Origin of the sequence: Qipengyuania sp. 902, from assembly GCF_051195295.1 — a bacterium.
GTDB lineage: Bacteria > Pseudomonadota > Alphaproteobacteria > Sphingomonadales > Sphingomonadaceae > Qipengyuania.
Window position 1 is genome coordinate 163,432 of the sequence record NZ_JBNJLJ010000002.1, and the last position, 15,537, is coordinate 178,968.

The 15,537-nt window shown below is 63.4% G+C and carries 14 protein-coding genes; 11 read left to right on the forward strand and 3 right to left on the reverse strand.

What is annotated here, in order from left to right; genetic code table 11:
- Nucleotides 1–12: 12 nt before the first annotated feature.
- The 3 genes from grpE (at nt 13) to ACSH0F_RS05895 (ending at nt 2,746) form a co-directional block, all read left to right on the forward strand.
- Nucleotides 13–615, forward strand: coding sequence for a nucleotide exchange factor GrpE (grpE, locus tag ACSH0F_RS05885; RefSeq protein ID WP_435200873.1), 603 nt, complete (start codon nt 13–15; stop codon nt 613–615).
- A gap of 25 nt (nt 616–640) precedes the next feature.
- Nucleotides 641–2,392, forward strand: a complete 1,752-nt coding sequence (locus tag ACSH0F_RS05890; RefSeq protein WP_435200875.1) for a DUF885 domain-containing protein — start codon at nt 641–643, stop codon at nt 2,390–2,392.
- Between the two features lie 63 nt (nt 2,393–2,455).
- Nucleotides 2,456–2,746 (forward strand): YMGG-like glycine zipper-containing protein, encoded by a 291-nt coding sequence (locus ACSH0F_RS05895; RefSeq protein WP_278328672.1) that lies wholly within the window; start codon nt 2,456–2,458, stop codon nt 2,744–2,746.
- A gap of 64 nt (nt 2,747–2,810) precedes the next feature.
- Here ACSH0F_RS05895 and ACSH0F_RS05900 read toward each other — a convergent pair whose 3' ends face one another.
- Complete coding sequence (locus ACSH0F_RS05900) at nt 2,811–3,236, reverse strand: vgr related protein (RefSeq protein ID WP_435200877.1); 426 nt, start codon at nt 3,234–3,236, stop codon at nt 2,811–2,813.
- 113 nt (nt 3,237–3,349) lie between these two features.
- Entirely contained in the window at nt 3,350–3,832 is a 483-nt protein-coding gene (locus tag ACSH0F_RS05905) for a copper chaperone PCu(A)C (protein ID WP_435200879.1), read from the reverse strand.
- Nucleotides 3,833–4,020: 188 nt separating this feature from the next.
- Here ACSH0F_RS05905 and dnaK point away from each other — a divergent pair, with 188 nt between their 5' ends.
- The 3 genes from dnaK to ACSH0F_RS05920 all read left to right on the forward strand — a co-directional run bounded on the left by dnaK (nt 4,021) and on the right by ACSH0F_RS05920 (nt 8,081).
- Nucleotides 4,021–5,949, forward strand: a complete 1,929-nt coding sequence (gene dnaK / locus ACSH0F_RS05910) for a molecular chaperone DnaK (RefSeq protein WP_435200881.1) — start codon at nt 4,021–4,023, stop codon at nt 5,947–5,949.
- A 73-nt stretch (nt 5,950–6,022) separates the two neighbouring features.
- Complete coding sequence (gene dnaJ, locus ACSH0F_RS05915) at nt 6,023–7,141, forward strand: molecular chaperone DnaJ (RefSeq protein ID WP_435200883.1); 1,119 nt, start codon at nt 6,023–6,025, stop codon at nt 7,139–7,141.
- A 49-nt stretch (nt 7,142–7,190) separates the two neighbouring features.
- Complete coding sequence (locus ACSH0F_RS05920) at nt 7,191–8,081, forward strand: MBL fold metallo-hydrolase (protein WP_435200885.1); 891 nt, start codon at nt 7,191–7,193, stop codon at nt 8,079–8,081.
- A gap of 10 nt (nt 8,082–8,091) precedes the next feature.
- Here ACSH0F_RS05920 and ACSH0F_RS05925 read toward each other — a convergent pair whose 3' ends face one another.
- Entirely contained in the window at nt 8,092–10,407 is a 2,316-nt protein-coding gene (locus tag ACSH0F_RS05925; RefSeq protein WP_435200887.1) for a patatin-like protein, read from the reverse strand.
- A 71-nt stretch (nt 10,408–10,478) separates the two neighbouring features.
- On the opposite strand from ACSH0F_RS05925, the gene radA reads away from it, so the two are divergent.
- Genes radA through ACSH0F_RS05950 form a run of 5 tightly spaced genes read left to right on the forward strand, consistent with a single transcriptional unit; the run spans nt 10,479 to nt 15,510 of the window.
- Complete coding sequence (radA, locus tag ACSH0F_RS05930; protein ID WP_435200889.1) at nt 10,479–11,846, forward strand: DNA repair protein RadA; 1,368 nt, start codon at nt 10,479–10,481, stop codon at nt 11,844–11,846.
- Nucleotides 11,847–11,860: 14 nt separating this feature from the next.
- Nucleotides 11,861–12,385: a CvpA family protein gene (locus ACSH0F_RS05935; RefSeq protein ID WP_278328665.1), complete on the forward strand. Its 525-nt coding sequence runs from the start codon at nt 11,861–11,863 to the stop codon at nt 12,383–12,385.
- Entirely contained in the window at nt 12,382–12,822 is a 441-nt protein-coding gene (locus tag ACSH0F_RS05940; protein WP_435200892.1) for an iron-sulfur cluster assembly scaffold protein, read from the forward strand. The genes ACSH0F_RS05935 and ACSH0F_RS05940 overlap by 4 nt, the downstream gene beginning before the upstream one ends.
- Before the next feature lie 41 nt (nt 12,823–12,863).
- Nucleotides 12,864–14,483 (forward strand): MFS transporter, encoded by a 1,620-nt coding sequence (locus ACSH0F_RS05945; protein ID WP_435200894.1) that lies wholly within the window; start codon nt 12,864–12,866, stop codon nt 14,481–14,483.
- Entirely contained in the window at nt 14,476–15,510 is a 1,035-nt protein-coding gene (locus tag ACSH0F_RS05950) for an alanine racemase (RefSeq protein WP_435200896.1), read from the forward strand. Before ACSH0F_RS05945 ends, ACSH0F_RS05950 begins: the two co-directional genes overlap by 8 nt.
- Nucleotides 15,511–15,537 lie beyond the last annotated feature (27 nt).

Below are 15,537 nucleotides of genomic sequence, written 5' to 3' on the forward strand. Positions count from 1 at the left end.
CAGGGTTTACCAGTGACCGAAGAGAACAGGAACGAACCGCAGGACAAAGCGGTCGATGAAGAATTGGCGCGCGAGATGGAAGGCGTGCCCGAACACATGCGCGATGACGGCGAGGCGGACGAAGCGAGCGACGAAAACCCGCTGGACGAGGCGCTTGCCAAGCTGAAAGCGGATCTCGAAGCCGCGATGCAGGACGTGCTCTATGCGCGCGCCGACACGCAGAACGTGCGCCGTCGCCTCGAAAAGGAAGTGCAGGACGCCCGCAATTACGCCGCGACCGGCTTCGCGCGCGACATCCTGAGCGTGTCCGACAATCTCGCTCGCGCGCTCGACCACATTCCCGAAGAACTGCGCGAGAACGAGAAGTCGAAGCACTTTATCGCCGGGATCGAAGCAACCCAGCGCGAACTGGAAAAGGTCTTCACCCAGAACGGCATCACGCGCATCGCATCGACCGGCATGCCGCTCGACCCGAACCAGCACCAGGCGATGATGGAAGTGCCGACCGACGAAGCCGAACCCGGCACGATCGTGCAGGAAATGCAGGCCGGTTACATGATCAGGGACCGCCTACTGCGCCCGGCGATGGTCGGCGTGGCGAAGAAGCCGGACTGATCTTCAAACTTGAGGAAATGACACGATGAGGACTGCAATCTTCGGAGCGGCGGTCCTCGTCGCCTCGGCCTTCTCGTTGCCTGCCATTGCGCAGGAAACCACCGGTGATCGCCTCTCGGCACTGACCGAGCAATGGTATGACCAGCGGATCGAAGATGCAGGGCGCATCGTGTCGGACACGGGCGCTACGTCGCCCGGCAGCAGCCTGGCGTCGGTCACGCCCGAAGCGCAGCTGGCGCGAGCCGAATATGCAGAAGCAATGCTGGCCCGGCTCGAAGCGTTGGACGAGTCGCAGTTCAGCGATGCAGGGCGTATCGACGCGGCGGTATTCCGCCACCTGCTCGAAACCGAGATTGGCGATGCGCGCTTTCGCGAATGGGAAATGCCCTTCGACAGCGACAACAACTTCTGGAGTTATCTCGCCGCATCGCGTGGGTTCGCGACAGTCGAGGAGTATGAACGCTACATCGGCCGGATGCGCGACATCCCGCGCTTTTTCGCCGAGCACACCGCCAATGCCCGCGCGGGGCTGGCTCGCGGGTTCAGTGTGCCGCGCGTCACCCTCGAGGGGCGTGACCGTTCGCTGACGGCCTATGTCGTCGATGATCCCGGGGAAAGCCCGTTTTGGGGTGCCTTCGCGCAAATGCCCGAGCGCTTTTCCACCGAAGACCGCGAGCGTCTGCTGGCCGAAGGCCGGGCCGCCATCGCAGGCGCGGTAACGCCCGCCTATGGCGACCTGCTGTCCTTCTTTCGCGACGAGTATCTGCCGAACACGCGCACTACGCTCGGGGCGCGCGAATTTCCCGAGGGAGCGGCCTATTATGCGCAACAGATCAAGGAGTACACGACGCTCGACCTGAGTGCCGAGGAAATCCACCGGATCGGCCTCGAGGAAGTGGCGCGCATTACCGCGCAGATGGAGACGGTGAAGGCGGAGGCCGGCTTCGAGGGAACGCTGCCGGAATTCGTCACCTTCCTCCGCACCGATCCCCAGTTCGTGGCCGACACGCCTGACGAGCTGATGGGTGTCGCGGCCTATACGGCCAAGCGGGTCGACGACCGGCTGGGCGAGTATTTCGGCTTCCTGCCGCGTTACCGCCATGGCATCCGCCCGGTCGAACCGGCCATCGCCCCGTTCTACACCGCGGGCAGGGGCGGGCTAGAGTTCTGTCAGATCAATACCTACGACCTGCCTTCGCGTCCGGTCTACAACATCCCGGCGCTGACCATGCACGAATGTGCCCCCGGCCATTCGTTCCAGGCAGCGATCGCGCTGGAGCGGGACGCGGCACCGCGCTTCCGTCGCCAAACCTATTTCTCAGGCTTCGGCGAAGGATGGGGCCTCTATACCGAATATCTCGGCAACGAGATGGGCATCTACCGCACACCCTACGAACGTTTCGGCCAGCTCAGCTACCAGATGTGGCGCGCGGTGCGGCTGGTGATCGACACCGGCATCCATCACTACGGCTGGAGCCGGGAGCGCGCCATGGAATACCTTGCGTCGCGCACGGCGCTGTCGGAGCACGAGGTCGGCACCGAGGTCGATCGCTACATCAGCTGGCCGGGTCAGGCACTGGCCTACAAACTCGGCGAGATGACCATCCGCCGCGTGCGCGCCAAGGCAGAATCGGAGCTTGGCGAGAACTTCGATATCCGCAAGTTCCACGACGTCGTGCTGGCACTTGGCTCGGTCCCGCTGCCCGTCCTGGAAGAGCGGATCGACGCCTTCATCGCCGATGGCGGTCAGGGGCTGCCCGGCGTAAACTACGACTGATCCGGAACATGCGGCGTGCCTTTCCGTAGTGTGTCCAACAGGGATGCAAGACGGAGAACACTCATGAAAACGAAGCTCATGCTCGCGCCGGCGCTGGCACTATCGACCCTTTCGCTGGGCGCATGCGCGCAGAACTACGGCGTGGAAGGTGCTGCCGCCGGTGCCGCAGCAGGTGCCGGGTTAGGCGCAATCCTCGGTGAGGACATCAAGACCTACGCGCTCGCCGGAGCGGCCATCGGCGGTGTGGTAGGTTACGCCACCGACAAGAACGACCGCTGCGATGGCTACTACGGCGATGGCCGCTATGTGGACGACGACTGCCGCTACGACGATCGCTACGCACGTTACTGGTAGGAACACATCTCGAACCGGTTAGGGGGTCGCTTGTCGCTATAGACGGGTGGCCCCTCTCATGCGGTCAGCGGGGCGTCGCTCCGCGAAACCTGACGAGCAGATCGTAGGCCGAGACATCGGGTGCGCCTGCAACCCGCATACCGTTCCTCAGCCAGAAGGCGTGTTTCACGATTTCGGCCTGCTGCTCGATCCCGTACCGCTCCAGCCCCCATCCGGGCTTCAGTGCATAGTCGTAACGCGCCCAGGGCATCCGCCGCGTGACGAGATACCAGCGGCCCTTGGCCTGGACCTGCCAGACGTGGACCAGTTCGTGAATGAACAGGCCCTGCCGTGTCAGGCTCGCCGTGCTGAAATCGTCGCAATAGGCTTTGCTATGCGGATGGAAGTGAAGATGGCCGCGCGGGGCCATGGTGACCCGGCGCGGCTGGAACGGAAACCACTTGCGACGCTTGATCGTGACCCGGTTGTAATCGATGGCGTTGCCGAACACGGTCCGCGCGAGGGCGACTTCGCCGGGAGTGAGTGATCGCTCGCCCCCGGCGGGACAAGATGCAGCGCTTTCATCCGCATGGCTTTCCAGGCCGAGTGTATCGGTGGGTCCGCTCAGCGATCATCCCCGGCAGCGACGATCTCGACATCGGTGGTCATGCTCTTGCCGCCTGCAACCGTTAGCGTCATCGCAGTCGTGCCGCCGGCCTCGAGTGCGGGGTCGAGGTCGAAAGCCATCACATGCTTGCCGCCCGGTTCGAAACTCGCGCTGTCGCCGGCATTCAGCGTCAGCGGACCCATCTCGCCCATGACCATCTCACCGCTCCACTCCGTCGTATCATGGATCTGGGCGCTGCTGGCCCCTTCCACAGATGCGCTGCGGATGGCGACATTGCGCTCGCCGACGTTGGTCACTTCGAAATAGATCGCTCCGGGATTGCCGGATACGGCCGGCAAAACGAGCCGCGCATCGCTCACTTCGAGCCTCGTCGGGTTCGCCTCTGCCGCGGCCTGCGAGGCGTCTCCTCCGTCGGAGCAGGCAGCGACCGAAAAGGCTGCGACGGCAACAGCATATGGGGCGAAACGCGCGACATTCATGGATTGGCCTCCGTGTGCAACAAGCTTCGAAAACTAGCCGCGCGGGTCCCTTGTGCCAAGCAAAACCGCTCCTATATCCCGTGCGTAACACACCTAACACACCACCACTCGAACGAGCCGCCGAGTGGTTCCGCCCGTAGCGGGGAACCGACAGAGCGGTGTCCAACGAAGCAATTGATGGGGAAACCATGGCTAAAGTAATCGGTATCGACCTCGGCACCACCAACTCCTGCGTCGCCGTGATGGACGGCGGCAAGCCCAAGGTCATCGAGAATTCGGAAGGCGCACGCACGACGCCTTCGATCGTCGCCTTCACTAAGGATGGCGAACGCCTGATCGGCCAGCCGGCCAAACGCCAGGCAGTGACCAATCCCGACAACACGCTGTTCGCGATCAAGCGCCTCATCGGCCGCCGGTTCGACGATCCGACCACCAAGAAGGATATGGACCTCGTCCCCTATGACATCGTCAAGGGCAAGAACGGCGATGCGTGGGTCGAAGCGGGCGGCGAGGAATATTCGCCCAGCCAGGTTTCCGCCTTCATCCTGCAGAAGATGAAAGAAACCGCCGAAAGCTATCTCGGCGAAGACGTGAAGCAGGCGGTCATCACCGTCCCGGCCTACTTCAACGACGCCCAGCGCCAGGCAACCAAGGACGCCGGCCAGATCGCCGGCTTGGAAGTGCTGCGCATCATCAACGAGCCGACTGCGGCTGCGCTGGCTTATGGCATGGACAAGGAAGACGGTAAGACCATCGCCGTTTACGACCTCGGCGGCGGCACCTTCGACGTCTCGATCCTCGAGATCGGCGACGGCGTGTTCGAAGTGAAGTCGACCAATGGCGACACCTTCCTGGGCGGTGAGGACTTCGACAGTGCGATTGTCGAGTACCTCGCGGAAGAGTTCAAGAAGAAGGAAAACATGGATCTGAAGACCGACAAGCTCGCTCTTCAGCGTCTCAAGGAAGCGGCCGAAAAGGCTAAGATCGAGCTGTCGAGCTCGGCCCAGACCGAAATCAATCTGCCCTTCATCACCGCGCGCATGGAAGGCGGCGCGACCACCCCGCTGCATCTCGTCGAAACGCTCACGCGTTCGAAGCTGGAGCAGCTGGTCGGCGACCTGATCAAGCGCACGCTGGAGCCCTGTAAGAAGGCGCTGGCCGATGCCGGCATCGACAAGGGCGGCGTGGACGAAGTTGTCCTCGTCGGTGGCATGACCCGCATGCCCAAGGTTCGCGAAGTCGTGGAAGAGTTCTTCGGCAAGAAGCCGCACACCGGCGTGAACCCCGATGAAGTCGTGGCCATGGGTGCAGCCATCCAGGCCGGCGTTCTTCAGGGCGACGTCAAGGACGTGCTGCTGCTCGACGTGACCCCGCTGTCGCTCGGTATCGAGACGCTCGGCGGCGTGTTTACCCGCATGATCGACCGCAACACCACGATCCCGACCAAGAAGACGCAGACCTACTCGACGGCCGAGGACAATCAGCAGGCCGTGACGATCCGCGTGTTCCAGGGTGAGCGCGAGATGGCGGCAGACAACAAGCTGCTCGGCCAGTTCGACCTTGTCGGCATTCCTGCCGCGCCGCGCGGCGTGCCGCAGATCGAGGTGACGTTCGACATCGACGCCAACGGCATCGTTAACGTGTCCGCCAAGGACAAGGGCACGGGCAAGGAACAGCAAATCCGCATCCAAGCCTCGGGCGGTCTGTCGGACTCCGACATCGACCAGATGGTCCAGGATGCCGAGAAGTTCGCCGAAGAGGACAAGAAGCGCCGCGAGAGCGCGGAAGCGCGCAACCAGGCCGACAGCCTGGTGCACACGACCGAAAAGCAGCTCGAGGAACATGGCGATAAGATCGACGCGTCGCTCAAGTCCGACGTCGAGGCAAAGCTTGCTGCGACCAAGACCGCGCTCGAGGGCGACGATCCGGCCGCCATCAACTCGGCAGCCGAGGAACTGACGCAGGCTGCCATGAAGATGGGCCAGTCGATCTACGAGCAGGAACAGGCGAATGCCTCGGCTGCTCCGGAAGGCGACGCAGCCGCAGACGCCGGCTCGGACGAGGAAGAGGTGGTCGACGCCGAATTCTCGGAAGTCGACGAAGAATCGAAGAACTGATCGCTGATGAAAATCGACCCGCCACCGGTGCTCACACGCTCCGGTGGCGGTATGATTTTGGGTAGGGAAAACAATGTCAGCGACTGAAATCGATTTTTATGAATTGCTGGGCGTGTCCCGCGATGCGGACGGCGCGACGATTAAGAGCGCTTATCGCAAGCTCGCGATGAAGCACCACCCGGATCGCAATCCGGGCTGCACCGAGAGCGAGGCGAAGTTCAAGGCGGTCAGCGCCGCTTACGACTGCCTCAAGGATCCGCAGAAGCGCGCGGCTTACGACCGCTTCGGCCATGCTGCCTTCCAGAACGGCGGACCGGGCGGCGGGCATCCCGGCGCGGATTTTGGTGACATCGGCGATATTTTCGAGACGATTTTCGGCAGCGCCTTCGGTGGCGGCGGTCGCGCGCAGGCACGGCGCGGGGCGGACTTGCGCTACGACATGCAGGTCGATCTCGAAGACGCCTTCCATGGCATATCGACCGAACTGGAAATCGAAGTCTCGCAGAATTGCGACACCTGCCACGGTTCTGGCGCCACGCCCGGTACGCAGGCGCGGACCTGCAACCTGTGCAACGGCCGCGGGCAGGTCCGCGCCAAACAGGGCTTCTTCGTGGTCGAGCGGCCATGCCCAAACTGCCACGGCAGCGGACAGGTCATCACGTCGCCTTGCCGCGATTGCCGCGGGGAAGGGCGGGTCGACCGGGTGCAAAAGCTCGAAGTGGACATTCCGCCCGGCGTTGACACCGGCACGCGCATCCGCCTGTCGGGCAAGGGCGAAGCAGGCCCGCGCGGTGCGCCTCCAGGCGATCTTTACATCTTCGTCCATGTGAAGCCGCACCAGATCTTTCAGCGCGAAGGCACCACGCTCGCCACCCGCGTCCCGATCAGCTTCACCAAGGCCGCGCTCGGCGGTTCGATCGAGATTCCGAACATCGATGGTGACGAGGTGACGATTGAAATTCCGGCAGGCATCCAGTCCGGCAAGCAGCTGCGCCAGCGCGGCGCGGGCATGCCGGTGTTGCAGGGCCGCGGGCGCGGCGACCTGGTGATCGAGATCGCCGTCGAAACGCCTACGAAGCTCAGCAAGGAACAGCGGGCGCTGCTCGAGGAATTCCGCGAGACCGAGACCGGCGACGAATGCCCTGAAAGCCGCGGCTTCTTCGACAAGCTGAAAACCGCGCTCGGCGGCTAGCTCGACAGCTCTCTCGGCTGGCTCTACCAAAGCCCCGAGGGAGACTGCCATGACCAAATCGTTCGCATTCGCTGCCGGTGCCATCGCGCTGCTGGCTGCGCCTTTGTCCGCCCAGCGCAATTTCGACGAGGTCGAGATCACCGCCGAGGAAGTCGCACCCGGTATCGCCGTGCTGTTCGGCGCGGGCGGCAATATCGGCGTGAGCTACGGCGAGGACGGCACGGTCCTGATCGACGACCAGTTTGCCCCGCTGACCGCAAAGATCGAGGCGGCGATCGCAGCGCTCGGCGCGCAGCCGGTCGACTATGTGATCAACACGCATTGGCATGGCGACCACACGGGCGGGAACGAGAACCTCGGCGAGAAGGGCGCGCTCATCTTCGCCCATCACAATGTCCGCACCCGCCTCGCCGACGGGCGAGAGGGCGATAATCCGATCGCGCCTGCGGCCAAGGCAGCCTTGCCTGTCGTGACTTACGGACAGGGCGTCACCATGCATCTGAACGGCTATCGCACGGATGTGATGTTCGTCGGCGGCGGCCATACCGATGGTGACAGCGTGGTCATGTGGCACGGCGCCAATGTTGTTCACATGGGCGACCTCTATTTCAATATCCCCGGTTTCCCGTTCATCGATACGACGTCGGGCGGTAACGTGATCGACGCGATGAACTCGCTCGATGCGGTGATCCGCATGATCGACGACCAGACGGTGGTCATCCCCGGACATGGTCCGGTGTCGAACAAGTCCGAATTGGTCGCCTATCGCACAATGATCGGGCAGGCGGTCGATCGGGTCCGCGCGCTTAAGGATGAGGGTATGAATTACGAGCAGGTCGTGAAGTCGCGACCGCTCTCCCAGTTCGACCGCGGTGAAGGGTTCATCGATGCCGACGGATTCGCAGGGGCAATATACCGCAGCCTCGAAGCGCGCGACTAACGCACTGCCCCTAGGGCAGGCGCTCGCTCACTTCACGGCGGAGCTGGTCGATCAGCCTGACCGAGCAGCGCCCGGCGACAAGCTCCTCGTCGAGGATCGCGTGGAAAGCGTCGCGCTTGTATTCGCGGCAAGCCCCGTCGGGCAGGGGCTCGGGCATGGTGGAGCTGACGATGTCTATCATCCGCTCTGCTCCGTGCAGACGGCCCCAAAGGTAATCGTTCTCGCGATAAGCTCGGCTGAAGAATGCTCCGAAATTGTAGAACTCGATGCCGCGCAAGGTCGCTTGCGTACCACCTTCGCGAATACTGCGCGCATCGTCCGGACTGATCCGGTCGACTTTCACAACATCGAATTCGGTCAAACCCTCGTTGCGCGACAGGGCTAGAGTGGCCGTGTCGTAGAAGGGAAAGCCGAGGTAGGCGAAGAGCATGCGCCGCCGAAGGTTCTTCGGCATTTGCTCCAGCGCCTCGGCCAGCATTACCTCCGCCCGATCGTCGATCTCCGGCAACAGCCGTTTGGCATCGAGCATGTCCAGCAGCGTGCCGGGATCGGCCAGCACCTGCTCGGCGACGCCTTCGAAGGCCGGCCCGAGTGCGGCGGTGCCTTCCTTCTCGAAATACAGGGATAAGATCGCATAGACAGTGTCCCGGGCTTGCTGCAGCGCCTCGTCGGGAATCTCCGGATCGGCTTCCCAGTCACGAGCCAACCTGCGGGCAAGCAGGCGCAGGCGGCGGATGCGGAAACCGATATCGTGCTCGCGGAAGAAGGCGATGGCTTGCGGCGTCGCCCCGCCTCCGGGCAAAGACAACATGTCGAGCCCGCGCCGGTGCAATTCGGCTCGCAGAACCGCCTCGATCGGTCCGGTATCGTTCAACGCCAGGCCCGGTGCGGCAGCCATCGTGAGGCGGGCCAGCCTTTGCACAATCCCGCTAAGCTTTGCCTGCGCGTAGGAATGGAACGCGTATCCCGCCTGCTCCACTGCCGCCTGCTGAGCCTTGCGTCGCCAATTGCCGAGCCGCGCCGGGGTGGGGCGGTTCAGGAAAAGCGTGCGACCGAACAGCTTCTCGACGGCTGCATCGACTTCGGGCCGGAGCGAAGAGACGATCCGTCCGATCCGCTCCGCCTCGCGCGTCTGGTCCTCGAGCTGCTCCAGATTGTCGCGGATGGGTTGTTCACGCGGGATGGTGGAGAGCGAGCCGAAGATGGCAGAGAAGAACCCGACCGGCTGGTGTTTCCCGCCATCGGGTTTGCCGAACCTGTCGGGCCGCGGGTCAACGTAGATGAACCGGCGGTCCACCTCGCGCTGGGCCGGACGGCCTCGCAGCGCACCGATCGCGCCGGCGAAGGGCTTGTTGACCAGCACCGACCCGTCGATCAGGGAAACGTGATCGGTGGTTTCGCGCATCACATGCACCGGCATGATTCGTTCGAGGAAGGCGTCCCGCCCCGTCCAGCTCCTCCCGCTTGCATCCGATAGCGCGTCCATTTCGTCGAGGCGTAGCGGTGGAAAAGCGCCGGGGAAACTGGCGGTGGCCCGCGCCGCGAACACAAGTTCGAGTGGATTGGCCAGCCCCTCGCCTCCGTGCTTCGGCGTCTTCTCGCGGAAGGAAATCGGCATGCGGTGCTCGGTATCTTCGACCACTGGTGGACTGTTGAGATGGAGCAGCTCCATGTGACCGTGAAAATCGGTCGCCGTGACATAGAGATCGAGCGGGTGCCCCGGCGGGAGCAATGGCGCTTCGGCGCGCGTGTGCTCCATGGCCGCAAAAGCCCGCTCCAGCAGCCGGGAAAAGCCCAGTCCCGAAAACGGCGGTTCGAACCAGCGACCGCGGATCAGGTGCGATACCTTGCGCTCTACCTCCCGCCGAGTCTCCGGTGCGACCGTGTCCGCAATATCGCTTCCCGGTCTGCTGAGCAGCCAATTGGCGAAGGGCTGGGCCCAGATCTTTGAGAGTCGCCAGTTTGGCTTGGCCTCGGGATCGACCAGCTCGTCGACATCGGCCACTTCCAGCCACAAATCGGTCAACGGTTCCAGCGACTGGCCGGAATAGATCGCCTGCGCCAAAAACACGGCATTGATCCCGCCCGCACTCGCGCCGCTCATGATATCGGGCAGCACCCGCAGACGAAGGTCATGGCGCTCCTCCATCTGCTCGAACAGGCGGCGATAGACCGCATCGACGCCGTTGCGCGGTGCATTCTCGCTATGAAAATCGCGGCTTGCCCGGGCAAGCTGCCACAATTCGCGCGTGACGCCGTGCATGTAGACCGCCAGGCTCACCCCGCCATAACAGACCAGCGCTATTCGTAATTCTTTCTGGCGCATCGCGTCCGGTTTGCACGGCTACATCGCAGATGGCAATTGCGTTCCGCAAATGTTCCGGTTAGCAAGCGACCATGGCAAAGCCCAAGAAACGCTATGTCTGCCAAGCCTGTGGCAGTGTCTCCCACCGCTGGCAGGGCCAATGTGCCGATTGCGCCGAGTGGAACACGTTGACCGAGGACGCGCCGGCGACGGTCTTCTCGCTGAAGCACGACCTGTCCAGCGGGGGCAGGGCGGTCGAGTTCGTCGATCTCGACAAGCCGGGTGCGATGCCGACACGCCAACCGACCGGTCTGGCGGAGTTCGACCGTGCGTTGGGCGGCGGGCTGGTCCCCGGTTCGGCGATCTTGATGGGCGGCGATCCCGGGATCGGCAAATCGACCCTCCTGCTGCAGGCCGCGGGAAAGATCGCGCGCGAGGGGCACGGCGTCGTCTACGTCAGCGGCGAGGAGGCGACCGGGCAAGTCCGCATGCGCGCCGCGCGCCTCGGACTGTCCGACGCGCCGGTCAAGCTCGCTGCGGCAACCGGTGTGCGCGATATCCTGACCACGCTGGGTCAGATGGAAGCGCCGAGCTTCCTCGTGATAGATTCCATCCAGACGATGCATTCGGATACGATCGAGGGCGCTCCGGGTACGGTCAGCCAGGTGCGTGGCTGCGCGTTCGAGCTGATCCGCTACGCCAAGGAAAACGATGTTGCGCTGGTGCTGGTGGGCCACGTCACCAAGGACGGCAATATCGCCGGGCCGCGCGTGCTCGAACACATGGTCGATGTGGTGATGAGCTTCGAGGGCGAGCGCAGCCACCAGTACCGCATCCTGCGCGCGCTCAAGAACCGCTTCGGCGCGGTGGACGAGATCGGCGTGTTCTCGATGGCGGGTGAGGGGCTGGAGGAGGTTGCCAATCCTTCGATGCTGTTCCTTTCGGGGCGGGACGAGCCGATGGCGGGCAGCGCGGTGTTTCCGGCCATCGAAGGGACGCGTCCGGTGCTGCTGGAAATCCAGGCGCTGATAGTGCGGCTGCAATCGGGCGCAACGCCGCGCCGCGCGGTCGTCGGTTGGGACAGCGGGCGCCTCGCCATGTTGCTCGCGGTGCTCGAATCGCGCTGCGGGCTCAATTTCAGCTCGGCGGAAGTCTATCTCAATGTGGCGGGCGGCTATCGCCTGTCCGACCCGGCGGCAGACCTTGCCGTGGCAGCAGCGCTGATAAGCGCGTTGGCCGACAAGCCTTTGCCGGATCGCAGCGTCTGGCTCGGCGAAGTCTCGCTTGCCGGGGAAATTCGTGCCGTCGCGCATGGTGGCTTGCGCCTGCGTGAGGCAGCGAAACTCGGTTTCGAGCGAGGCTTCGGGCCGGTCGATACGAAAGGCAAGGATGCCACACTCGATTACAAGGGTTTGGGACAACTCGCCAATCTCGTTGACCGGGTGATTGGCAGCGCATAATTCTGCTCCCCGTCATGACGGGTTTCGATTTAATAGTGCTGTTCATCGTCGGCATTGCGGCGGTCGGCGGTTTCATGCGCGGTTTCGTGCAGGAATTTTTCTCGCTCGCGGCGTGGGTGCTTGCGGTGTTTGCAATCAAGCAGCTCCACACACCCTTGACGCTGTTCATGCAGGACTACCTTGGGTCGGGCATCACGACCACGCTGCTGACTTTCACCATCCTGCTGCTGATTCCCTATGCGGCGATGAAGGTCATCGCCAGCAATGCCAGTTCCGCATCCAGCGGCACGGTCCTCGGACCGATCGACCGCGTGCTGGGCTTCGGCTTCGGGGCGATCAAGGGCATCGTAATCGCCGTGGTCGCTTTCTCCCTGCTGGTGCTCGGCTACGACGACATCTGGGGCTACAAGGGTCGCCCGGCATGGATCACGACCGCTCGTAGCTACGAGCTCGTCGATGCCGGCTCACGGTCTTTGTCCGACGTTCTGGCAGAGAGGCGCGCTCGCCTTCGCGGCGAAGAGGCCGCCGAAGCCGAATGACGGCGCCAGGGCGGACTACGCTTTACTCCCCGCAACTGCTGGCTCTCGCGGTCGAGCTGGCGGATATTCCTCTCGATCCTCATGCGCCGCATTCTGGTGAAGTGCGTTCGCGCACCTGCGGAAGCACGCTGGCGATCGGTTGCGCAATCGATGGCGCTGGCGCGATATCCAATATCGGTATGAAGGTGAGTGCCTGCGCGGTCGGCCAGGCAGCCGCGGCGATCTTTGCGAGCGACGCAGTCGGCAGGAACTTCGCAGACCTGGAGGAAGCGGAGCGGAGCATCGCCGCGTGGTTGTCGTCTGGGGGCGAGCTGCCGGACTGGCCGCGCCTCGGCATGCTCGAACCGGCCCTGCCGCATCAAGGCCGTCACGAAGCGATCCTCTTGCCGTGGAGAGCTGCGCTGGACGCGCTTTCCAAGGAAACAGCCGCCCGCTAAACCCGGGCAAACAGCGCTAAAGGGCAATTGGGGAGCGACGCATGTCCGGGGGCACGACCGCATTGCAAAGGGAACCGACCGACAAGGAAATCCGCCTCGTGATCGCAGCGAGTTCGGCGGGGACCATCTTCGAATGGTACGATTTCTTCATCTACGGCACACTCGCGGCGCTTATCGGTGCGGCCTTCTTTCCCAGCGATAACGAGACCCTCGAAATCCTGCTCGTGTGGGCTGGCTTTGCCGTCGGCTTCGGCTTCCGACCGCTTGGCGCAATTCTTTTTGGCTTCCTCGGCGACAGGCTGGGGCGCAAATACACGTTCCTCGTGACCGTCACGGTGATGGGCGTGGCGACAGCCGGCGTCGGCCTGATCCCCAGCGCGGCAAGCATCGGCATCGTCGCGCCAATCATCGTGATTGGCCTGCGCATCCTGCAAGGCCTTGCGCTGGGCGGCGAATATGGCGGCGCGGCGATCTACGTCGCAGAACATGCCCCGCCGGAAAAACGCGGCTTCTACACCAGTTTCATCCAGGCCAGCGTGGTCGGCGGCTTCGTGCTCTCGATCATCGTGGTCATCGCCTGCCGCGCGTTCATCCCGGCAGACGATTTCGCGGCCTGGGGCTGGCGCATACCGTTCCTGCTATCGATCGTCCTCCTCGGCCTTTCGCTCTGGATGCGATTGAAGCTGTCCGAAAGCCCGGTGTTCCAGGCGATGAAAGAGGCCGGCGAGACCTCCGCCAATCCGTTCAAGGAAAGCCTGATCTATCCCGGCAACGGCAAGCGCATTTTCGTGGCTCTGTTCGGCATTACCGGCGTCCTGACAACGATCTGGTACACGGCCTTCTTTTCCGGCCTGTCGTTCCTGCGTGGCCCGATGCGCGTAGACGAGAATGTCGTCGAATGGATGCTGCTGATCGCCGGTTCGATATCGATGGCGTTCTACCTCGTGGTGGGCAAATGGTCCGACAGGGTGGGGCGCAAGAAACCGATCATAATCGGGGCCGCCCTTTCGTTGGTCCTGCTGTTCCCGGTGTTCTGGGGCATCGGTGCTCTCGCCAATCCGGGCCTGAATGCCAGCGCGGAGGCTGCGCCGGTCGTGGTGACGGGCGAAGCATGCGACTACGATCCCTTCGCCGAAGTCCAGGCGAGCAGCTGCGGCCGCGTATTGCAGGATCTCACGGCGCTCGGGGTGCCCTACGACATCGGCGCGGGCTCTGCCCAATCGGTCGCGATCGGTTCGCAGCCCTATCAGTACGCCGGGGTCGGCGACAGCGATCGCCGGGCGACGATTCAGGGATGGCTGGAAGAGCAGGGCTACAATTTCGAGCGGCAGACCCCGCCATTGACGAGCATCATCGGAATCATCGCACTTCTGCTGGTTCTCGGCATGTTGTCCGCCCTGACCTACGGCTCGGTCGCGGCGCTGCTGTGCGAGATGTTTCCAGCCAAGATTCGCTATAGTTCGATGTCCATCCCCTATCACATCGGCGCGGGCTATCTCGGCGGGTTCCTGCCGCTGATCGCAGGCTATATCGTGGCCATGACGGGTAACGCCTATTCCGGCCTTTGGTACACGATTGCAGTTGTCGCATTCGGCCTGCTGGTCGCGTGGTGGGGCATTCCCGACGGCCCGCCGAAGGACTTCGCAGACGCGCATGGCTGAACCGCCTCCGCCCACCCTAAGGCTGCATATCGACAAGGACGCGCTCGCGCAGAACTGGCGCGCGCTCAACCGTCTTTCAGGTCCGGCGCGGGCAGGTGCGGCGGTGAAAGCGGATTGCTACGGGCTCTCCGTCGATACCTGCGTACCGGTCTTGCGCGATTCGGGGTGCCGGGATTTCTTCGTGGCGCATTGGTCCGAGGTCCCCGCGGTTCTGGAACATGTACCTGCCGAGCAACTTTCGGTGCTGCACGGCGTCAGCTCTGCCGTGGAGGCAGACTACGCCAGAGCCACCGGAGTACGGCCTGTCATCGACAGCCTCCGCCAAGCGCAGATCTGGACCGAGGGCGGCGGCGGCCCGTGCCATCTGATGGTGGATACGGGCATCAATCGCCTCGGCATCTCGCCCGGCGAGACAAGCGACCCTGCCATTCAGGCCTTGTCGATCGAAGTCCTGATGAGCCATCTCGCCTGTGCCGATGAGGACAGCGACAAGAACCCGGCCCAACTCGGCGCATTTCGCGAGGTCATGAACAAGGTTCTGCATCGCGAGACCTCCTTGGCCAACAGCGCGGGCGTGGCGCTCGGAAGCGACTTCTCATTCGATCTGACGCGCCCCGGCCTTGCTCTTTACGGCGGGATCCCGCGACCGGAACTCGCCGATGTCATCCAGCAGGTCGCCTATCCGCAAGCGAGGATAATCCAAACCCGGCAGATCGGAGCGGGCGAAAGCGTCGGCTACAACGCAACCTTCACGGCCCCTTCAACGATGCGTGTCGGCGTCGTCTCGCTGGGCTATGCCGACGGGATTCTGCGCAATTGGTGCGGGGCGCATTTCGAAGAGAGCGGCACGCGCCTTCCCATTCTCGGCAAGGTGTCCATGGATATGATCGTGCTGGACCTCACTGGCGCTTCCGAGATCGGCGAGGGGGACTGGGTCTCGCTACCCTATCACCTGCCCGATGCTGCGCGGCAAACCTCTCTTTCGCAGTATGAATTGTTGACCGTTCTGGGACGCCGCTTCGGTTGACCTTTGCGTCATGTTGCGCTGCCGTTT